The organism is Candidatus Amarolinea dominans, from assembly GCA_016719785.1.
Classification (GTDB): domain Bacteria; phylum Chloroflexota; class Anaerolineae; order SSC4; family Amarolineaceae; genus Amarolinea; species Amarolinea dominans.
The window spans coordinates 65612-86834 of sequence record JADJYJ010000007.1 but is presented as its reverse complement, the minus strand read 5'-3'; the positions used below and the strand labels follow the sequence as shown (position 1 = coordinate 86834).

At 62.8% G+C, this 21223-nt stretch carries 18 protein-coding genes and 1 other RNA gene; 6 read left to right on the top strand and 13 right to left on the bottom strand.

All coding sequences use genetic code 11. From position 1 onward, the window contains the following. Positions 1–53: 53 nt before the first annotated feature. The 5 genes from IPM84_10235 to IPM84_10215 form a co-directional block, all read right to left on the bottom strand. The gene (locus tag IPM84_10235) at positions 54–641 is read right to left on the bottom strand and encodes a hypothetical protein (GenBank protein MBK9093144.1); all 588 of its coding nucleotides are present in this window, start codon (positions 639–641) and stop codon (positions 54–56) included. 163 nt (positions 642–804) lie between these two features. After that, positions 805–1422, bottom strand: coding sequence for a hypothetical protein (locus IPM84_10230; GenBank protein ID MBK9093143.1), 618 nt, complete (start codon positions 1420–1422; stop codon positions 805–807). A 27-nt stretch (positions 1423–1449) separates the two neighbouring features. Then, positions 1450–1692 carry a hypothetical protein gene (locus IPM84_10225; GenBank protein MBK9093142.1) on the bottom strand — a complete coding sequence of 81 codons (243 nt, stop codon included), beginning with the start codon at positions 1690–1692 and terminating at the stop codon, positions 1450–1452. After that, the gene (locus IPM84_10220) at positions 1638–1916 is read right to left on the bottom strand and encodes a hypothetical protein (protein MBK9093141.1); all 279 of its coding nucleotides are present in this window, start codon (positions 1914–1916) and stop codon (positions 1638–1640) included. Before IPM84_10220 ends, IPM84_10225 begins: the two co-directional genes overlap by 55 nt. Positions 1917–2182: 266 nt before the next feature. Then, complete coding sequence (locus IPM84_10215; protein MBK9093140.1) at positions 2183–2362, bottom strand: hypothetical protein; 180 nt, start codon at positions 2360–2362, stop codon at positions 2183–2185. 302 nt (positions 2363–2664) lie between these two features. Between IPM84_10215 and IPM84_10210 the strand changes: the two genes are divergently transcribed. Further along, complete coding sequence (locus tag IPM84_10210) at positions 2665–4869, top strand: recombinase family protein (protein MBK9093139.1); 2205 nt, start codon at positions 2665–2667, stop codon at positions 4867–4869. A gap of 6 nt (positions 4870–4875) precedes the next feature. On the opposite strand, the gene IPM84_10205 is transcribed toward IPM84_10210, so the two are convergent. From IPM84_10205 to IPM84_10190, 4 genes are all read right to left on the bottom strand, one after another. Continuing rightward, positions 4876–7038, bottom strand: coding sequence for a hypothetical protein (locus tag IPM84_10205; protein ID MBK9093138.1), 2163 nt, complete (start codon positions 7036–7038; stop codon positions 4876–4878). Beyond that, positions 7035–7124 (bottom strand): RHS repeat protein, encoded by a 90-nt coding sequence (locus tag IPM84_10200; protein ID MBK9093137.1) that lies wholly within the window; start codon positions 7122–7124, stop codon positions 7035–7037. Before IPM84_10200 ends, IPM84_10205 begins: the two co-directional genes overlap by 4 nt. Positions 7125–8078: 954 nt before the next feature. Then, positions 8079–8705, bottom strand: a complete 627-nt coding sequence (locus IPM84_10195; protein MBK9093136.1) for a hypothetical protein — start codon at positions 8703–8705, stop codon at positions 8079–8081. Beyond that, positions 8662–10074: a hypothetical protein gene (locus IPM84_10190; protein ID MBK9093135.1), complete on the bottom strand. Its 1413-nt coding sequence runs from the start codon at positions 10072–10074 to the stop codon at positions 8662–8664. The genes IPM84_10195 and IPM84_10190 overlap by 44 nt, the downstream gene beginning before the upstream one ends. Before the next feature lie 275 nt (positions 10075–10349). Between IPM84_10190 and ssrA the strand changes: the two genes are divergently transcribed. From ssrA to IPM84_10170, 4 genes are all read left to right on the top strand, one after another. After that, positions 10350–10773: a transfer-messenger RNA gene (gene ssrA, locus IPM84_10185) on the top strand. A gap of 86 nt (positions 10774–10859) precedes the next feature. Further along, entirely contained in the window at positions 10860–11651 is a 792-nt protein-coding gene (locus IPM84_10180) for an SDR family oxidoreductase (GenBank protein MBK9093134.1), read from the top strand. Positions 11652–11658: 7 nt separating this feature from the next. After that, complete coding sequence (locus IPM84_10175; protein MBK9093133.1) at positions 11659–13392, top strand: CapA family protein; 1734 nt, start codon at positions 11659–11661, stop codon at positions 13390–13392. A gap of 11 nt (positions 13393–13403) precedes the next feature. After that, positions 13404–15146, top strand: a complete 1743-nt coding sequence (locus IPM84_10170; GenBank protein MBK9093132.1) for a dynamin family protein — start codon at positions 13404–13406, stop codon at positions 15144–15146. A 225-nt stretch (positions 15147–15371) separates the two neighbouring features. On the opposite strand, the gene IPM84_10165 is transcribed toward IPM84_10170, so the two are convergent. The 3 genes from IPM84_10165 to IPM84_10155 all read right to left on the bottom strand — a co-directional run bounded on the left by IPM84_10165 (position 15372) and on the right by IPM84_10155 (position 17772). Further along, positions 15372–15530 carry a hypothetical protein gene (locus IPM84_10165; GenBank protein MBK9093131.1) on the bottom strand — a complete coding sequence of 53 codons (159 nt, stop codon included), beginning with the start codon at positions 15528–15530 and terminating at the stop codon, positions 15372–15374. Positions 15531–15662: 132 nt separating this feature from the next. Next, positions 15663–16307 carry a response regulator transcription factor gene (locus IPM84_10160; protein MBK9093130.1) on the bottom strand — a complete coding sequence of 215 codons (645 nt, stop codon included), beginning with the start codon at positions 16305–16307 and terminating at the stop codon, positions 15663–15665. Next, positions 16300–17772 carry a sensor histidine kinase gene (locus tag IPM84_10155; GenBank protein MBK9093129.1) on the bottom strand — a complete coding sequence of 491 codons (1473 nt, stop codon included), beginning with the start codon at positions 17770–17772 and terminating at the stop codon, positions 16300–16302. Before IPM84_10155 ends, IPM84_10160 begins: the two co-directional genes overlap by 8 nt. A gap of 162 nt (positions 17773–17934) precedes the next feature. Here IPM84_10155 and IPM84_10150 point away from each other — a divergent pair, with 162 nt between their 5' ends. Beyond that, the gene (locus IPM84_10150; protein ID MBK9093128.1) at positions 17935–20457 is read left to right on the top strand and encodes a U32 family peptidase; all 2523 of its coding nucleotides are present in this window, start codon (positions 17935–17937) and stop codon (positions 20455–20457) included. Between the two features lie 9 nt (positions 20458–20466). On the opposite strand, the gene IPM84_10145 is transcribed toward IPM84_10150, so the two are convergent. Further along, a complete protein-coding gene (locus IPM84_10145) occupies positions 20467–21213 on the bottom strand; it encodes a DsbA family protein (GenBank protein ID MBK9093127.1) in 747 nt (248 codons plus the stop codon). Positions 21214–21223: the final 10 nt, after the last annotated feature.

Sequence of the window (21223 nt, the reverse complement as noted above, 5' to 3'; positions counted from 1 at the left end):
CGATTCGTGCCATTCGTGGCAAAAACCGGGCTGATTGCGCCACTCGTGGTAGATCACGGCGATGGCGTCGGGAGTGATGCCATGGCCGCCTCCCACCGATCATCGAGTTTGACCAGCAACTCGCCCAACTCATCCTCGTCAAGCGCCGCCGGCGCCGCGGGCGCAATCTGGGCCGAAAATCGTACGACGAACTCGCCATACCGTGCCAACATGCCGCAAAGTTCGGCGCCTTCCGTATTGGGCGCAATGTAGCTTGCACAGGCTACGTACGCCTCGTCTGCAAAATCCATTAGTGTTGTCAATTCGGATTTTTCCCCCCAGGCGCCGTAAAAATGTGTGCCTGGATACCACACGTCCAGTTGGCGCTTATACTCACGCTGCGCACTGCGCACGAATTCGTAACGATAAATCTCGTGAACGACGACGCCGTCTCCACTCATGTCTCGTGACGGATGCTCCAGGGCGCCGTGCGAGTCCGCGGTTGGGCTGATGGGCTGATTACTCCAGCCAGGAGGGAACAGCGTAGCATCCATCAGCATAGACTCAGTCGTAAAGGGCCGCGGCGGCGCCGGGGCGCCGGGTGTGCAGATGAAGCTCAAGACAGCCACAGCGAGGCAAGTCGCCAGTGTCAGAGCCGCCAAACGCAACCTCCGTGTGTTCATGGCGTCACCTCGGCCTGTTGTCGAAATGACCAACGCCATAAGGCGCACCAGACCCCCGTACTGGAGCATAGTTCGGCGTTCCAGCCGCCAGGACATCATGGTATTCTGCCACCAGCGCCGTTGATGATGACATTGGTCGCGTTCATGGGGTGTGGCTGTCTAGGCTGGTGGAAATCTTTTCGTCAATGGCGCGGAGGATACGCTCAAAGTCCGCCGGGGACATATTGTATTCGCTTCCAACAGGTGAATTGAATGTGGATATGTACTCACCATATTGCCCGACGGCTATGCAGTCTGTCCACCCTCCCTCAACCTTAACTTGGGGAGTCGATTCGCGGATATCACAGTAAAGCCGAAACCGGTCAGCGACCTTATTGTGATAACTCCATTCCCCAAGTTGCTCAATCGAAAAGGACGAATCTGATGGTTGGAATCTCCTGCGGAACTCCCTAGCAGCCTCCGAGCCGCTCCCGAAATTGCGTACGATTTGACCCGCAGTAGGAGAGCCAAATTGGGCATTCGGCGAAGCGAATCCCACATCAGCAAAATCGATTGCTCCCTGATCCATTAAGATGTCTAGACGATCTCGCGCCGAAAAAGGTGGTAAATCAACAGTCCACCCGGTTGGAAACAGGGATAGATCATCAATAAGCAGGTCCTCAGCAGGCACCCGTATGGAGCGCGCTCCACAACTTGTCAAACCGATCAACAATGCCACAGCTTGGAATAGAGCTATAGTAATTCCAGCTAGCTTTCTCATATTGGCCTCCCTTGCTGTCTAGAGCAACTACCGGATTGCCAAGCCAGGCGTGCGCTCGATCGCCTCGATGATGTCCATCGGGGTGAGCGTCAGGTTGTAGGTGTTCCACAGGTCAATACCGATCTGGATGCCTATCTGATCTGCGGGATCGTCGAATGCACGCCAGCCCTGAACTCCTGAAGTTCGTCGAGGCAAGTATTCGAGACTACGCTCCTTTACCGTATAACCGAGGCTGCTCCCGATTTGTTCGGCGCCCGCGCCTTCGAGCAATGCATCCCCGAGAAAGCCGATGCTGTTCCCAGGTAACCATATTCGATGTTTCCCCAAACATCATAGTAGTACGCAGGCCCACCTTCTTGAAGACGATTCTCATACGTCGTTGGAACGTCACCGAATTTGGCCACTAGCTTGGGTTTAGGGTCCCATTCGCCGCCCTGACGAACCTTCCAGGCAAAGATAACCATGGCCTTGAGACGATTGACTTGATCGCTCATACGTGCTACTGATGGTGCGCCGGCAATTGCAGGAGCTCCACATCCCATGCATTGAGAGTTGAGGTTCGCCAACTGTGAAACAGTACTTCCCTTTGCGTTAGTGAGCAACTCCTGATAAATGAACTGCACCACCGTAGGAACGGATGCCCAATTGATATGAGCCGGTTGGCGACGCACCAGCTTACCGGTACGAGGATGCAGTACTCGGGTGCAATCTGCATCCTCGCACTCCGCATGTCCGCTGGGATCGCTGAACCTGAGCGGAGTTACATCAACATACTACCCCCGAAGCGGTTACAGATCTGCGGCATGTACGGATCGTGCAGCCACATCACCCCTTGCGCGGACAGATCGTCAAAGTGCTGCGAAACGGTCGGCGTCCGCATGCGGATGAACCATGCTGGCTCATCGAGACGGACGCAGGCGCCCGGCAGCTTGTGCCACAAGCCTGGTGTCGTGCGGTTGAGGACAGCGTGAATTTTTTGCCGATAGCCTCGACTGACCTCCCCCCTGTACACGTGACAATCTTGCGTCAACTGGCTATCATGGTGTGCGAACTCTCTCGTAAGGAGGAAACGCACCATGTCCCAGTCACGCTCACTGCCCCCGCAGTCCACCTCACCCCAACAACCTCCACCGTCTATCAGGAGTCAGGATGTCTGGCCGAGTCTGCCTCATTCCCTGCAGAGGCAGGCTGTGCTGATTCTGGCACAGATCCTTGTCAAGGTCAAGCAGATGGAGGCCAGCCATGACCAGCCCGACTAAGATTCAACCCGGCCATCTGGCTCGTCAAGCTGTGGTCTACATTCGCCAGTCCACTCCCGGTCAGGTCAAAGAGCACTTGGAGAGCCAGGACCTGCAATACCAACTCGCCCAACGCGCCGTCAGCCTCGGTTGGCCCACAGAGCAGGTGCAGATCATTGACGATGACCTGGGCAAATCCGGCATCTCCAGCGCCGAGCGGACCGGCTTTCAGACGTTGGTTACCGCCGTTGGCCTCGCCCAGGTTGGCATCATTTTGGTCACCGATGTCTCGCGCCTGGCCCGCAACTGCGCTGACTGGTATAGGCTTCTCGATCTGGCCTCTCTCTGCGCCACCCTGATCTCCGATTCCGCCGGAATCTACGACCCGCGCCTGTTCGATGACCGTCTGCTGCTCGGCCTCAAGGGCACCTTTGCGGAAGCCCAGTGGTACAACATGCGCACCCACCTGACTGCCGCCCTCTTCAACAAAGCCAGGCGCGGCGAACTTGCCTTACGTCTGCCGGTGGGGTATGATCGGCTTGCAGATGGCCGAGTCGTGCTGACCGCCGACCGCCAGGTGCAGGACGCCATCCGCCTGGTCTTTGCGCTCTTTCGCCAATTGGGCAGTGCGCACCGTATCCTGCACTACTGCCGCGACCACCAACTGACCCTGCCGTACCTGACATCTGATGGGTTAGGGGGGCGCCTGGTGGCGTGGCGGCCCGCCGATTTCACCGCCATCTACCAGATCTTGAAACGCCCCATCTATGCTGGCGCCTATGCCTATGGCCGTACGCAGGGTCAACACCTGCCGGGCAGTCAGGGCAAAGTGCGCCGGCAGCGCTTGCCGCAGGAAAAATGGATTGTGCTCAAACCCGACGCCCACGAGGGCTACATCACCTGGGCTGAGTACCAGGAGAATCAAAAACAACTGGCCGAAAATCGTCAGTTGGCGCCCATGGCTGCCGCCGGACCGGCGCGGGAAGGGTTGGCCTTGCTGCAAGGCATCGTCTTGTGCGCTCGCTGTGGCCGCCCGCTGCGCCCGCGTTACCGCAACAAGCCGATCTACGTCTGCGAGGCGCTCAGCCAAGCCCTGGCCCAGCCTCGCTGCCAACGTTTCGGCGTGACGCACGTGGATGCCGCCGTCACCGAGCTTCTGTTAGCCGCCGTGCAACCGGCTCAACTCGAATTGGCATTGGTGGCCAGCCAACAGGCCGAGGCTGAACGTCAACAGTTACAGCGCCATTGGCTGGAGCGTCTGGAACACGCCCGCTACGAGGCCACCCTCGCCCGTCGGCGCTACGAACAGGTGGACCCAGACAACCGCCTGGTCGCTGCCGAGTTGGAACGACGGTGGGAAGAACAACTCGTCGCGGTTCAGACAGTCGAGCGGGCCTGGACCGAACTGCAAGCCGCAGCGCCTCTGCCACTCAGCAGCGCTGAACAGGCACAAATCCGCCGTCTGGCCGCAGATCTGCCTGCCCTCTGGCATGCCCCGACCACAACGAACGCCGACCGCAAACGCCTGCTGCGCTGCCTGATCAAAACCGTGACCCTCGACAGCTTCAGTCAGGTTGGCTTTACCCGCATCCAGGTGCTGTGGCAGACCGGCGCCGCCACCGAGGTGACAGTCCCACGCCCGCGTCCCGGCTGTCGCACGCCCCAACCGGTACTGGCTCGGCTACGGGAGCTTGCCGCGACGGAGCCGGACTATCGGATCGCCGAAATCCTGAACGCCGAAGGGCGGCAGACGGCGACGCATCACGCCTGGACGAAGGAGAACGTGCGTCAGACGCGCATCAAATATCGCATCCCCACCGCGTGCGGCCCCTACGCCAGGCAACCCGGCCCGCGTGGAGATGGGTTGTTCTCGGCAGCCGAGGCGGCGCAACAACTCAACGTCTCGCCGGGCATGATCTGCGACTGGTATCGCCGCGGCCGACTGGTGGGTGAACAGCGTCAACCCCATGCCCCGCTCTGGGTGCGCCTGACAGAGGCGGATCACCACCGCTACAGCGGCGCCGCACCCCTGACCCCGGATTTGATCCTCGAGGCCGACGCACCGTCCGCCCTGGGCCTCAGTCCTGAGCAGATTCGCCAGCAGGTGCAAGCGGGTTCCCTGCTCACCTATCGCATCTGGCACAATCACGTCTGGCGCTGGTACATCCAGCGGCCACCCCAACCCATCCCCAATCCCACACTCACTTGAGGTGCATTATGCTGACGTCAGTGGTTGATTCCCGACGTAGCTGTACCGGTTCAGATTCTGCGGATTTTGCGGCTGAGGAACGATCGTATCCGCGGCCAGGAATCGCCCGATGATCGGGTCGTACCAGCGGGACTGATAGAAATACAAGGCGGTGCCGCTGTCCCAACGTTGTCCGGTGAAGCGGTAGGTGGTGAGCTGGTTGTTCGCGTTGTAGCGGGTGCTGCCATACGGATAGTAGCGCAGCTCGGTGTTCGTGTTGAGCCGCGCACCGGCGCTGGTCAGTGTCAACGCCTGCGAACCCAGATGGTCGCCCAGCAGATAGTAGAGCGTGCCGCCGCTGCTCTCGGCCACGCGCACATTGCCCGCATAGTAATACTTCTTGACCGTCCCGTTGTCTACTTCGTAAGTGTTGCCCACGAAGACCCGCGTGACGCCGCTGATGGTCTCTTTGACCCGGTTGCCGTCCCCGTCGTAGACGTAGCTGGAGGTCACGCGGCCGCTCATGCCGGTCAGCCGATTCTCAGCGTCGTAGGTCAGCGTGATGTCCTGGCTGCCGTTGACCCGCCGCGTCGCGTTCCCGTTGGCATCGTACCAGTATTTCTGCACGCCGCCGATGTGCGTCACCGCGTGCTTGTGCGCACCGTTCTGATAGGTCAAGGCCGCGCCCTCGAAATTGGCGATGTTGCCTGCATTGTTGTAGGCATAGCTGCGTTGGGTGTAGCCACCGTAGGCGGTCAAGCCGTTGGCCTGGGCTGTGCTCAGGCGATCCAGGGTGTCGTAGGCGAAGGCCTGGGTTTGGCTGCCGCCATACGCCGCTGCATCGGCAATAGCCTGGATGTTGCCATCGTCGTCGTAGGTGTAGCTGATCTTCTGCTGGTTGTCGTAGTTCGGACTCGTACCCGCCTTCAGGCTGACCAGGCGGAAGTTCTCGGCCGCACTGTAGGCATATTGTTGCTTTACCACCCCCGTCGTGCTGCCCAGTCGGCGTTCCGTCACCTGCCCGCGCACGTTGTAGAACGTGTCGCCCACATAGGTGTTCCAGCCGCTGACGCTCTTCAGCAAGCCCTGCGCCGTGTACGCGTAGCTGACCTGCTCGCCGATCTGCCCGCCGTTGCCGCCCGGGTATTTCTGCCACATCGGCCGATCCGCCGAGTCATACCCCCACTGCGTCACGAACGTGCCGCCGCCCGTGCCGTTGATGACCCGGCTTTCCTGCGTCACCCGCCCGCGGGCGTCATAGGTCCAGGCCACGCGGTTGTTGAGCGCACCGCCCGCATTGTAGATATCCGGCCTGCGTCCGCCGCCCCAGCCCATTCGTGCCCCCGTCGTAGAGATATGCGACCAGCAAGCCGTTCGTTCCATGGGTCGCTGGCTTTGTTGCAGGGCAACTCTGATCGTTGCGGTAGTGCTTGCCCACCAGCCGGTTGTGCGAGTCGTAGTAGAAGCAAATCTGTTGCCCCGCGCATCCGCCTGCCGCTTGAGGTTGCCTGCCCCATCGTACGCATAGCTCCATGCGCCCATGTCCGGGTCGCTCATGCTCGTCTTGCGCCCCAGTAGATCGTACCCGATCGTCGTCACCGCCCCGTCCGGCCCGGTCATCTGCGTCAGCCGGTCGGCCACGTCGTAGCTATAGCTGGCCTGCCCGTAGACCGTCGCACCCCAATTCGGCGCAGCCCCTGCTGCCAATGTCAGATCGTACTGCTTGACGCTCACCAGCCGCCCAAAAGCATCGCTCTCCGAGATCGCCTGATGGTTCGCCGCATCAATCACGGCCGTCTGCCGCTTATGGTAGTAGGTGCGCATCGTCGTGCCGTCCGCCTGCACCACCTGGATCACCCGCCCTAACCCGTCATAGGCGGTTTGCGTGCTGACCAGGCTACCCCAGTTGCTCACTGGCGCGTAAGTCCCCAATGCAACAGTCAGCGTGTAGGGAGCGCTCTGCTGCACCGTCAATCCCAACGCATTGTAGCGTGAGCTGACCACGCTCGACGCCTCTCCTTCCGCCTCCACCTGCAGCGCCTGCCCCAGGCCATCGTAGAAGTTGTAGTCGTAACGCAGACCGTCGCCCGGACCGTCGTCGCGCAGCCAATGCTCGATCTTGAACGGTTGGTTAGCGCCGGCCATATCGGTGTAGGTGTAACGCTCGCTGGCGCCCTCGCTGAAAGTCACGTTGGGCCGACGCAGGCTGGTTTACGCCCGAACGCATCATAGGTGTAGCGCGTCATCGCCCCATTGGCATCGGTCTCCTTCTGCAACTGACCCTTCAGCCCCACGCCGCCTGCTTCCAGCGTTGATGCCGTAGTAGGCATAGCTGGTGGTCAAAGTCATCCCACCCAGGCTCGCAGTCGGCATCACGGTCACGCTCGTCGCATAGGTGGCGAAGGTGGTATCGTAACTGGTGCTGGCAACCGTGCCGTTGGCTGCGGTTTCGCTGACCAGATTGCCCGTCGCCGCATCATAGCCGTAGAGCGCCGGCCGTAGCCAATCACTCACGTTGGCGCTGGCGCACACCTTCGCCTGCCAAACCTCCCTCAGAAGACCCTGCGTAGGCGGCGCCTGGTGTTGGTCGAAGCCAGTGGTATCGTAGATGCGTCGCGTCTGGCCCCGGCACACATTGCCCGCGTCCCACAGCTTCTCCTGACCCAGCCGGTTCACGATGTACTTGCCGGCGCCGGTGTCCACTTTGGGATAATACCAGCGCTCCGTGCTGCGATAGAGCGTCGTGCTGTCGCTGTACTCCTTGATCCGCGTCAAATTGCCGGCTTGCACATTGCCCTGGTGGTCAGGCTCGTAGAGGTACTCGGTCTTGCGCGTCACGGGGTTGGCCCCGTCCTTGTCGTAGGTCGTTTGCAGTTCCTGGCCCAGGTAAACGAACTGCGCACCGCCATAGACGCCCACCGTGGTTCCGCTCCAGGTGCGCACCCGCTCCGTCTGCTTCTGGTTCCCGCTCGTGCCTATCTGCCGAATCTCCTTGCCGCGGAACCCCTCGCCGGCACTCGCATCCTGATACTGATAACTGGCCCAATGGCCGGTTCCCAGGCTGGAGGGCAGTGTCTCCGTGACATAGCGATAACCCGCGGCGTCAATCTTGCCGACGTAGCTGTAGCTCCAGGTGTTCGCCTGCCCTGTCACGGTGTCGGTGACGGTGCGGGTGGCAATGACGTTGTCTGCTCCATACCCCAGGCGCACGCTGCCCCCGTAGCCGTTGTTCATCTGCTGCACCTGGCGTTGTTCATCTGCTGCACCTGGCTACGTGTGTTGCTGAAAGTCGTCGCCGGCAGGCAATTGCTCAGAGCATCGTCGCTGCAACGCTGAATGCTGCGCAAGGCGTACAGACGCCGGTCGGCCACGCCATCGTCGAAGAAATCATACCCCAGTTTATAGGCCGCGACCAAGCTGTCCCCCTGCTTCACCTTCACCGCGGTCAGCAAGCGCGTGGTGTAGTGCGCCCAGGCGCCGGTGTCGGCCGGGTCACTCAGCGCGGCATCGGTGCGTGTGATGGCGTAGGCGAAGTCAATCACACTCTGATCGCTCCCGTTGTTGGGATTGTAGCTGATGCGCACCAGATTCAGCTGCGACAGGTAAGTGACGGTCTCCTCACCGCATGGCGAGCCGATGCGCACCGTGCGTACGCGATCGTCATAGTTGCCTGCGTGGCTATTGACATCCACCGGGTCTACCGGCAGGGCCGTATCGTATGTGTAGTTGATGCGGTTGCCCACCGGGTCCAGCACATACTGCAGCGCCCACTTGTCGCCGCGCTGCTGCCAGGTTGTGCCGCTGCAAAACCAGTCACTTAGCGCCCGCTCGAAGTGATAGCGTGCCATCCGGCGCATAGGCATCCGCCCCTGTGCCCATGTACAGGATGCGCCATGTGGGCGCTTCCTTCAGGTACACCGCGCCGCCGGAGCCTGCTTCGCTAAACGCCGCGCCCGCCACACGCCAGGTGTTCGGCGCACTGCCCATCAACCACGGCGTACCGTAGATGAAGCTGTCCGCGCTCAGCTTCCAGCCCGCACCCACGACCGAACTGTGGCCGCCATCTTCCGACCGGCTGCGACTGTTGAACTGCAGCGCCACGTCCGGCGTCAGCCCACCCCGCCCCGGTGGCAGACTGAGCGGGTAATCGTAGCTGGCTGAGCCGCTGAACAGGTCGTTCTGCCAGCCGCGCAGACTGGGCATGATCTCAGGGGCGAAGTTGTTGCCTTCCGCCGTCTGCGATAGGTGCGGCACAACAGCCACCAAGGCTCCTTCCATGGCATCCCAGGTCGTCGGCAGCATCTCCCACGCGCCCGTGTCCGCCGCGGCCACGAACAAGCGCCCGCCGACCGGCTCGCCCTCCGGGTAGTACACGGTCAAGGTCACTGGCTGGCTGAAGGTGTGGATCTCGTCGCCGCTCCGCCCGCGCACCACGAACTCATGGCTGCGCTGCACATTCCCCGGCGCATTGACCGGTCGTCCCAACGACCGCGCCCACACCATCACCGTTTCCGCCACTGCACCGGGCGCAAAGGTCAGCATGACCCGACCATCCTCCAACGTTACACTGCCGCCCTCCGGCCCGATACGCGTGGCCTGCGCGGCCGGGGGCAGCACATGCACCCCGGCCTCGGCGCTGGCGGCTGACCGTCCGTCAGCCAGGCGCAGTTCTGCCCGCACCGTCACCACATCCCCCACCCGCCGACCGCTCAGCCGCACCGGAAGCGTCACTGCATCAACGCCGCCCGCAGGCAGCGGGGCCATGACCCAGGTCAGGCGGCGGGTGGCTGCATCGTACACCAGGGGAGGCGGTACTTCGGCCGGCGTCACCAGCAACCCGTCAGGCAGATCCGCCTGAAACGTGATACCCTCCACCACCTGGCGGTCGAGATTCATCACCTCCCAACGCAGCAGCACCCGCTCCCCGGCCGCGGCCGCCTCCGGACTGACCGTGGCCGCCAGGCTCAAGAACGGCTGTGGCTGGTTCGTGTCTGTTGCCGATGGCTGCGTGCGCGCCGAAGTCCGCTGCGTCGCGTCAACCGCGCGCGAGCCAAGCTTGCTCAGTGGCATCGCCGCCGCTGTCGTTGAAAACAGCAGACTGACGATGACCAACAGATGGACGACCAGCAGCGGACGCGGCGCGAGCCGGCCGCGAGCAGAATGTCGGGAGGAGAGAGGAGAGAAAGCAGTAGATAGAAAAGAGAAAATAGAAGAGCGGCGTAACATAACAACGGACTCCTTTCGCACAGCAATCGAAACGGCTGGGGTCAGGGACATTTTCCTGACTGCTGTAAGGAGGTCGCGGGCGGGAGAGAGAACTCTCGCCAGGGACTTCCGAAGGCGGGAGGCGACTCGGAAGGCGGGGGGCAGACTTGTGGCTGGTCACAGCATACCACGGCCGCGGCGCTCTGTCAAGAGGCAAAATATCGAGGGTTGTTTGACCCACTGGCCCTCGCCCGTTTTGAACTCAGACGCGGGATGTGCTATAATACGCGTGCTTTGGGGATGAATGGTTTCGACGGGGCAGGCTGGTTGCAAGTCGCAAGCCGAGGCGCTCTCTCCTCGTTAACAAAGAGCAAAACAATAACTGCCAACACTGGCAAGGCCTTCAACTTCGCTCCTCGTTTCGCTGCTGCGCCCGCAATGGCGCTCGCTGCCTAATCGAGTAGGGAAGCGGCCACTCTCCTCTCGTTAGAGAGGACGGCGTATGGGGCGTGGCGCCGCCTGGTGCTTCATACACCGACACACACAGGAGGGCTGCTGCCGATTCTACACCGATAGAATCGGCCTAAGACTCATCGGTTAGCTTGCATGGCACGCTGTCGTTAGTGGGCCGGCGAGCGAAACTCCAAAATGACGACTAAGCTTGTAGAGACTTTCGGTCGAATGTTTCGGACGCGGGTTCGATACCCGCCATCTCCACCAGATTGTGACACCAGCCTTCGGTTCTCGCTCTTGAGAATTGGGGCTGGTGTCCCTTTTTTTGGGATGCTTTACATGCAGGAGGCGCAATGGATCTTGAACTGCGAGACAAAGTAGCGTGCGTCGTCGGCGCCAGCAGTGGCCTGGGACTGGCGGTGGCCCACTTGCTGGCCGCGGAAGGCGCGCGCGTCGCGATTGTGGCCCGCCGGCCTGACCCGCTCAAGGCCGCGGCCGAACGCATCCACCAGGAAACCGGCGCCGAGGTGCTGTCCATCACCGCGGACGTCACTTTGCCCATTGCCTGCCAGCGCGCGGTGGATGCCACCGCGGCCCATTTCGGCGGCCTGGACATCCTCATCGCCAACGCCGGCGGGCCACCTTCCGGCGCCTTTACCGAACTGCGCGACGAGCAATGGCAGCAGGCGGTCAACCTCAACCTGATGAGCAGCGTGCGCCTGGCCCGCGCCGCCATTCCGCACCTGAAGCAGCGCGGGGGCGGCCGCATCATTGTCATCGCCTCGCTGTCAGCCAAACAGCCGCTGCCCAATCTGATCCTCTCCAACTCCATCCGCGCCGGGGTCCTGGGCCTGACCAAGTCGCTCGCCAACGAATTGGCGCCCTTCAACATTTTAGTCAACGCGGTCTGCCCCGGCTGGACTCAGACCGAGCGCGTGCAATACCTGGTGGACGACCGCGCTCGCCGCCAGAACATGACTGCCGAGCAGGCGGCCGCGGCCATCGTCAGCGACATCCCCCTGCGGCGCATGGCGCAGCCGGAAGAATTCGCCGCCCCAGTGGTCTTCCTGGCCTCCGCACGCGCCAGTTTCATCACCGGCATTGCCCTGCAGATTGACGGCGGGCAAATTCGCAGCACATTCTAAGCCATTCATGAAATCATCTCGCCATCAACTTCTGTTCGGCCTGCTGGCCGTTGGCTTACTCGCCCTGGGCGTCGTCTTGATACGAACGCCCGGCGCCCGCCTGGCCGCTGCACCCACTCCCGTTGTCAGCCAACCGACCGCCGCGCCGGCCAGTACGGCCACGCCCCTGCCCCCCACCGCGGCGCCGCCCACGTCCACGCCTGCGCCGACCTCCACGCCATCCCCCACGCCCACGCCAACGGTCATCACCCTGGCGCTGGATCTCAGCGCGCCGGCCGGCCTGCGCGCCGTCATCGCAGACTGGGCCGCGACGCAGGGCATGGTCCTCGTCACAGACACCGTTACAGCCACGCTCAGCGTTGGCCCCCGCGCCGGCGACCAGGCCATTCTGCTGGCTGAACAGGTCTACGCGGCCGCCGATTGGTTCGCCACGCTGCGCAGCGGCATCTCCAGCGCCGCGCTGCAAGCCTTGTGGCAGGGCCAGCCCACCGACGACGGCCTGCAGGTGCTGCTGGTGAGCGAAGAGACGGCCGCCGCCTTGACCGGGCTGTGGGGCACACCGGGGTCAACCGTAGCGGTGGTCACGCCGGCCGATCTCCTGACGCGTCTGTGGAGGGACAAGACCGCGCTGGCTCTGGTTCCCTTCGATGCGCTCACGCCGCAGATGACCAATCTGCTGGTAGACGACATGAATGTGCTGGCGCGCGACCTGGCGCTCGATCGCTACCCGTTGGTGGTGCGCACCTGGGCCAGCGGGGACTCCGGCCTGGCGCAGGCGCTGGCGCAGACCATGCACCTGCCGCTGCGCAATCGCGACCCGGCGCGGCTCACCAGCCTGGTGATGACCGGCGTGACGGCCATGGCGCGCAACACCGCCTATGCCATCGAGCAGCGCGGGGACCCGGCCTTCCCGGCGCGCCAGATCGCCGAGGTGCTGAGCGCCGCGGACATCACGCACATCAGCAACGAAATTCCCTTCTACGTGGGCTGCGAGGCCCGGCCCATCAGGAACCTGCTGGTGCTGTGCAGCAAGCCCGCGTATATGGCCGCGATCAAGCTGGTGGGCACGGACATCATCGGCCTGACCGGCAACCACATGCTGGACTACGACATCGAGCCATTCCTGTACACCCTCGACCTGTACGACCAGGAGGGGCTGCCCTACTACGGCGGCGGCCGCACCGATGTGGAAGCCAGCCGGCCCTTGACCATCACCGATCACGGCAACAAGCTGGCCTTCCTGGGCGCCAACAGCTTTGGGCCGGAGTGGAACTGGGCCGACAGCAAATCGCCCGGCGCGCGGCGCTACGATCCCGCCGCGATGGCGCAGTCCATCCGCGACATCCGCGCCTGGACCGATATCGTACTGGTGGAATACCAGGCCGAAGAAACTTACGAGTACGAGCCGAGTTTCAACAACCAGGCGCAGTTCCGCGCCACGTTGGCCGCGGGCGCGGACATCGTCACCGGCGTGCAGGCCCATCAGCCGCAGGCCGTCGAATTCAGTCAGGATGGCCGCGGGATCATCCTCTACGGCCTGGGCAACCTGTTCTTCGACCAGATGTTTGCCGAGAACGTGCGCCAGGGCTTGATCCCGCGCCACACGATCTACGAGGGGCGTCTGCTGCAAACCGAACTGCTGACCACGATCCTGGAAGATTACGCGCAACCGCGCTGGGCCACCGCGGCCGAGCGTGAGCGAATTCTCAAGCTCGTGTTTGGCGCCAGTGGATTCAAATAGAGGGGACCGCCATGTTACGCAACCTGCTCGATCAACAACAAGCCGACCTGCTGCAAAAGGAGCGGGCGCTGCTCGAAGACCTGCGCGTCACCCTGGCACGCCTGGATGCCACGCCAGAAGATCAGCGGCGTCTGGCGCTGACCCTGCGCCAGTTGGAAGAGCTTTTCCTGCTGGTCATCGTGGGTGAATTCAACGCCGGCAAGTCGGCTTTCATCAATGCCTTGCTGGGGCAGAAACTGCTGGCCGAAGGAGTGACGCCGACCACCAATCGCATCAATGTCCTGCGCTATGGCGCCGAGCAGTCCCAAACCCTGCGCGAGGAAGATGTGCTGGTGTTGACCCTGCCGGTCGCCTGGCTGCAGGAGATCAACGTCGTGGATACGCCCGGCACCAACGCGGTCATCCAGCGCCACCAGGAGATCACCGAGGACTTCGTGCCGCGCAGCGACCTGGTGCTCTTCATCACCTCGGCCGACCGTCCCTTTTCCGAATCGGAGCGCACATTCTTGAGCCGCATCCGTGACTGGGGCAAGAAAGTGGTGATCGTCATCAACAAGATTGATATCTTCGAGCAAGAGGATGACATTCAGCAGATTACGCAGTTCGTCGAGGACAACGCGCAGACGCTGCTGGGCGTGCGGCCGCAAATCTTCCCGGTGTCGGCCCGCCTGGCGCAGAAGGCCAAGACCGTGACCGGCGTCGAGCGCACGGCGCTGTGGCAGGCCAGCCGCTTCGGTCCGCTGGAAGAGTTCATCCTGAGCACGCTCGATCAGCGCCAGCGTGTGCGCCTCAAGCTGGAAAACCCCCTGGGCGTGGCCGCGCGCCTGCAGGAGCAGTACCAGGCCACGACGCAGGCGCGCATCACCCTGCTGACCGAGGACTTCCGCACGATTGACACGATTGACAGCCAGTTGGGCGCGTACGAAGAGGACATGCGTCACGACTTCAAGTATCAACTGAGCCACGTGGACAACGTGCTGCACGAAATGTCGGCGCGGGGCATGGAGTTCTTCGACGACACCGTGCGCGTGGCGCGCGTGTTCGATCTAGTCAACACCAGCAAGGTCAAAGGCGAGTTCGAGGAGAAGGTCATCGCCAACGCCGTGCAAGAGATCGAGACGCAGGTCGGCGAGCTGATTGATTGGCTGGTCGAGCGCGACTTCAAGCAGTGGCAGGGTGTAATGGACTATCTCAATCGCCGCGCCGAACAGCACCAGGATCGCATCGTTGGGCAACTGGGCGGCCAGTTCGAGTTCAATCGGCGCGAGCTGTTGGCCTCGGTGGGACGCGCCGCCCGTGAGGTGGTGGCCGGCTATGACAGGATCGGCGAGGCGCGACAACTGGCCGATTCGGTGCAGATGGCGGTCGCGCAAACGGCCATTGCCGAGGTGGGCGCGCTGGGGTTGGGCACGGTGTTGGTGGTGATTCTGCACACCACGCTGGCCGATGTCAGCGGCGTGCTGGCCGCGGGGGCTGTGGCTGCGCTTGGGCTTTACATCTTGCCCACGCGACGGCGCAAAGCCAAGGCCGACCTCAAAACGAAGATGGAAACCTTGCGCGGTAATCTGGCTGCTTCCTTGAGCACCGAGTTCGAGCAAGAACTGAGCCGTTCCGTGCGCCGCATTCGCGAGGCCATGGCGCCCTACACGCGCTTCGTGCGCAGCGAGCGCACCAAGTTGAGCGAGATCGAAAGCCATCTCCTGCAAGCGGCCTCTGACCTGCGTGCCTTGCGCGCGCAGGTGCAGGAGCTGTGAGCGCCGGCGGGGAAGATGGGGCAGCGAAGCTCGTATATTCGTATGCAGTTTCGTGGATGGCTTGCCCGAAGTAGTGACCGCAGGACAAAAAATTCAGGGGTTGTGTGAGAGGGTTCCGAACTCACACAACCCCTTTGGTTTGGGGGGTAGTTATCTGAACTGCACCGGTGTGCCATCAAGCCGGTGCAGCCGGACGGCGTCGAGCGCGTCTGCGACCCGCTTTCGTTACCTTGCCGGGGCCTGGCGAGCAGCATCCGCTTCGGCCTGCCAGCGTGCGTCCAGGCGGCTCAACGCGTAACCGAGTGCAATCATGACCAGCAGCGGCACGCCCACCCGCACCAGGAACATACCCAGAATCAGCAGACCTTCCATGAACGTCAACATAGTAACCTCCTGAGGCGGCCCGAACCCGGTTGGGGTCCGGCTGCCTTTCTGCCTCAAGTGTACTCCTGCTGGCCAGGCAATTCAATTGGGTAAATCACCCATCCTGGTTGTGGGTGAGGGGTGCGGGATGCCTTACGCCACCCCCTTCTCCATCGCGTAGCGCGTCAACTCCACGCGCGTGTGCAGGTTGAGCTTGCGCATGATGTTCTCGCGGTGCCGGTCCACGGTCTTGACGCTGAGGACCAGGCGCTCGGCGATCTCCTTGTTGGAAAAACCGTCGGCGATCAGAACCAGGACCTCCCGTTCACGCGCGGTGAGTTCGTCCAGGCTGTCGCCGCGGCCGGCCGCGGAACGCTGTAAGAAATCGTTGACCAGCAGCCGGGCCAATGAGGGGTGAATGAAGACATCGCCCTGACTGACCGTTTGAATGGCCGACATCAACTCATCGGGCGCGGCGCGCTTGGGCACGTAGCCGGACGCGCCGGCGTCGAGCATGGCAAAAAAGTAGCGCTCATCTTCGTGCATGGTGAGCGCCAGCACCGCCACGTCGGGAAAGGCCTCCTTGATGCGCCGCGTGGCCTCCATCCCGTTCATGTCCGGCATGGCCGCGTCCATCAGCACAATGTCGGGCCGGCAGCGGGCCACCGCGGCCAGGGCTTCCGCGCCGTTACTGGCCTCGCCCACAATTTCAACGCCTGGCTCGGCCATGAACAACATACGCAGGCCGGCCCGCACGATCTCGTGATCGTCTACGAGTAGCAGTTTGATCTTAGTCATGGGTGACTTCCTGCAACACCGGCAGCTTGACCTCCACAAGGGTGCCATGTCCTGGCGTCGCGATGATCGAGCAGTCGCCGCCCATCAGGATGGTGCGTTCTTGAATTCCCAGCAAGCCCCAGGCCGTGCGCGAGGCGTTGCTGGCCAGCAGTTTGCGCGCATCGAAGCCTATGCCATCGTCCTCGATGACCAATGAAACCCGGGTCGGCGCCATTTCCAGTTGCACCGTAACCTGGCTGGCGCGCGCGTGCTTCGCCACGTTGGTCAGGGCTTCTTGCGTGATGCGAAAGAGCACCGTTTCATACTCGGATGGCAGACGTTTGATCGAACCCTGCACATCCAGGAATATCCGAATGTTATGGCGTCGTTGAAAATCTTGAATGTACCAGTCCAACGCGGCTTCCAGCCCCATATCGTCTAGCAACGCCGGCCGCAGGTCGGCGATGATCTGGCGCAGCTCCCCGATGGCATCGGTGCTGAAGTTCTTCAGCTCACGAACCTGCGGCAGCAGCGTCGCGGGGATCGCAGTACCCGTTGCCAGCACCGTTTCCACGCCACGCAGGCCGAGGGCAATGGCAGCCAACGATTGGCCGGTAGCGTCGTGCAGTTCACGGGCCACGCGTTGGCGCTCCGATTCCTGGGCATTGACCACCTGGTGCAGAGCCTGCAAACGGGCCTCATTGGCTTTGACCAGGCGCAGACGACTCTCCAACTTGAAGGCTTCCAGCGTGCGCACCATGAAGAACGCCCACAACGCGGCCATCATCCCGCGGAAGAGCTGCACCGGGATGCCAAACCAGCGTAAGAACAGGGCTGTGTTGATCACGGTCGAAGGAAAGAGGGCGGTTTGACGCACAAAAATCTGGCCGAGGACGCCATAGAGCAAGAGGGCCGTCGCACACCACACCAGGTTGCGACCAAATTGAGGCATGCCGTAATCGCGGAATTCGTGCTGTTGGGACATCATCGCCCACGCGCCAATGACGGCGCCAGGCATCGCCAGCACGTAGCGTCCCAACACGTCGGCCAGGGCCACAAGCTGCGGCAACGTCGGTTTGGCAACCAGTTGCACCATCAACACGCTGATCGCCCAAACACCAACGAGCAGGCCCAACGGTTGCGCGACGCGCCGCCAGTTTGGCGCCTCGCGCCGCAAGAGCACGATGCCAAAGGCGTCCAGGGCCACAAACGATACGATCAGGAGCAAGAGGCGCATGATCTCATGGCTGACCGGCGCCTGATAGCCGTCGGTTACCGCGGCGATCTGCTGAAACATCTCCACCCACTCGTGCGCGCCGTGCAGCAGGCCGAAAACGGCCAGCGGCCCGATGGCGCGGGCAAAGCTCAGCTCGGACGTGCGCCGGCTGGCGAGCGCCAGCGCCAGCCCCATCGTGAAGAAGGCCAGGCCGTAGAAAAAATAAACCTCGATGATGTTGTCCACAAAGAACTGCGTAATTGGGTTCATGATGCTCATTAAAACCTGCAAGCGGGCACGAATTGCGCCTGTTTCCGTAGGCGGATCAGTGAAGTCCATTCCCGCTGACAGTATAGCAGACGCCGGGCCGCAGCGTAATGCTCTCAATCATGTTTTGCCTATCGCTCTCTTTTCTTCTACAATTACCCTGTCATGAATCAACCAATCCGCCTTGTCAAACCAGAAATCATGAGCCCGGCCGGCTACTGGCCGCAGATGCAGGCCGCCATCGAAGCGGGCGCCGATGCGGTCTACTTCGGTCTCAAGCACTTCAGCGCGCGGGCCAAAGTAGGCTTTGCCCTGGCCGAGCTGCCTGAGGTCATGTCTACCCTGCACCGCCGCGGGGTCAAGGGTTATGTCACCTTCAACACCCTGATCTTCGATCATGAGCTGGCCGAAGCGGTGCAGACCCTGACCGGCATCATCGAGGCCGGCGCGGATGCCATCATCGTGCAGGATGTGGGCATGGCTCACCTTGCGCATCAGATCGCGCCGGCGCTCGAAATCCACGGCAGCACGCAGATGAGCCTGACCAGCGCCGAAGGCATCCGCCTGGCGCAGCAGTTTGGGGTCAGCCGGGTGGTCATGGCGCGGGAACTTTCGCTGGACGAGGTGCGCGTCATCCGCAGCCAAACCGACTGCGAACTGGAGATGTTCGTGCATGGCGCGCTCTGCGTTTCCTACTCCGGCCAGTGTTTTTCGTCCGAAGCCTGGGGCGGCCGCAGCGCCAACCGCGGTCAATGCGCACAGGCCTGCCGCCTGCCCTACGAGCTGCTGGTGGATGACCGCCTCACGCCGCTGGGCGATGCGCGCTATCTGCTCTCGCCGGGCGATCTCTACGCCTTGCAGCAGATGCCGGAGATCGTGCAGATTGGCATTGCTGCGCTCAAGATCGAAGGTCGCTACAAGGACGCCAACTACGTGGCGTTGACCACCGCCGCCTATCGCAAGGCCGTGGACGAGGCCTGGGCTGGCCTGCCGCTCAGCGTGACGCGGCGCGAGGAATTGCAGTTGGAGCAGGTCTACTCACGCGGGCTGGGCGCCCATTTCATCACCGGCGTCAATCACCAAACTGTCGTCAGCGGCCGCGCGCCGCGTCACCGCGGGGTGTTGATGGGCCGCGTGACGGGTGTGCTGGCCGATCGCATCCTGCTGACGCCCTCTGCCGACGCGGCCGTGGCGCCGCTGAAGCCGGGCGATGGCGTGGTTTTCGATGCCGCAGACTGGCGCAGCCCGCAACTGACCGAGGAAGGCGGCCGCGTCTACCAGGTCAGCCCGGGCCGCGGCGGTCAATTGGAAGTGCAGTTTGGCAACGGCGCGCTCGATTTTAGCCGCATTCGCCCCGGCGATTGGCTCTGGCGCACGCACGATCCGGGGCTGGACAAGGTCGTGCAGCCGTTCATCGAACCGGCATCTCCGCGGCGCAAACAGCCGCTGGCCGTGCAGGTGTGGGCGCACGAGGGTGAACCGCTGCGCCTGACCTGGACGCTGCCAGCGCGGCCGGGCCTGGCGGTCAGCGTGCAGAGCGACGAACCGCTGGTCGCGGCGCAGGAGCGGGCGCTGACAGAGGAGTACTTGCAGGCGCAGTTGGGCCGCCTGGGGCAAACGCCGTTCACCCTGGCCGAGCTGCGCCTCGATGTGCAGGGCAACCCGTTCGCGCCCAGTTCCCTGCTCAACCAACTGCGCCGGCAGGCGGTGGAGCAGTTGAGCGAGCGCCTTAGCCAGCCGCGCGTGCCGGAGATTCACGATCCGCAGGTCATGCTGGCCGCAGCCCTGGCGCAGATCGCGCCGGCGCCCGCACTCAACCTGGCGCCGCAACTGCATTTGCTCGTGCGCACGCCGGAGCAACTCGACGCCGCGCTGACCCTGCGGCCGGCCAGTATCACGCTGGACTACCTCGACCTGTACGGTTTGCGGCCGGCCGTGGAGCAGGTACAGGCCGCGGGCATCACCGCGCGTGTCGCCAGCCCGCGCGTGCTCAAGCCCAACGAGCAGCGCATCGTCAACTTCCTCCTGCGCCTGGAGTGCGCCATCCTGGTGCGCTCAACCGGCCTGCTCATGGCCTTGCAGGAGGGCGCGCATCCATCGCTGATCGGCGACTTCAGCCTGAACGCGGCCAACGTCTTGACGGCCGACACCTTTTTGCGCCGCGGCCTGCAGCGCATCACCCCCACGCACGATCTCAATGCCGCGCAGGTGGCCGACCTGGCGCGCGGCATCGGCGCGGACAAGATCGAAGTGGTAGCCTACCATCATCTGCCGGTTTTCCACACCGAGCACTGCGTCTTCTGCCGTTTTCTATCCAGCGGCGCCAGTTACAAGGACTGCGGCCATCCATGCGAAACCCACCGCGTGGCCCTGCGCGACGTGGCCGGCCGCAGCCATGCCGTCATGGCCGACGTCGGCTGCCGCAACACCGTGTTCGGCGCGGAGGCGCAGGAAGCCAGCCAGCACCTGGAAGCCTGGCGCCAGGCCGGCATCCTCCACTGGCGCCTGGAGTTCGTGCATGAAACCGCCGACCAGGTGACGCGCATCGCCGCCGCGTTCAACGCCACCCTGGCCGGCGCCGCCTCAGCCTTCGATCTCAACCGGCAACTGGCGCACCTGGCCCCGCAAGGCACCACCCAGGGCAGCCTCTTCATCCCGGATGATTATCTGAACTTGCCGCTGCTGTAATCAAGGAATTCAGCCGGGGGGCGTGATGCCCTTTTCTTGCAGCTTGCGGTTGATCACTTCTTTGAACTGCTCGACGGATACCGCACCCAGCACCCGTTCATCGTTGATGAACATCGTGGGCGTTGAATTGATCTGCTTGGCCACGCCTTCGCGCGCATCTGCGTCCACCTGCGCCTTGCCCTGTTTCCCATCGAAACAGGTATCGAACGCGGCCGTGTCCAATCCCAAGTCCACCGCGTACTGCTTCAGCTTGGCGGCGCTCAGCTCACTGCCCTGTTGGTTCTTGAACAGGACATCGTGATACTCCCAGAACTTGTCCTGGCCTGCCGCACATTCGGCCGCGATGTGCGCGCCGTAGGACGACTCGCGCAGCGGGAAGTGCTTGAACTCGATGCGCAGCAGCCCTTTGTCCACGTAATCCTTCACCAGTTCCGGCGCACGATCCAGCGCGAAGTCACGGCAGTGGCTGCAGTAGAAATCGGAGAAATCTTTCAGCACCACCGGTGCATCGGCCGGCCCCAGGGTGGCGCCCTTGCCCGAACGGGCGATGCCGCCGCTGTTGCGTGAGGCATTGCTGATGAGCACCACCGCCAGCACACCGACGATCGCAACGCCCACGATGATCAGGAGCAGGTTGCGGCGCTGTTCCTGCTGTCGCCGTTTGCGCGTCGCCTCGCGCGCGATCTGCTTGGACGTTTTCTCCCGCTGTCCTTCCAGTTTCTGTGGGGGCGGGGGCATGCCAGGTTTGTTTGCCACGTGTCTTGTC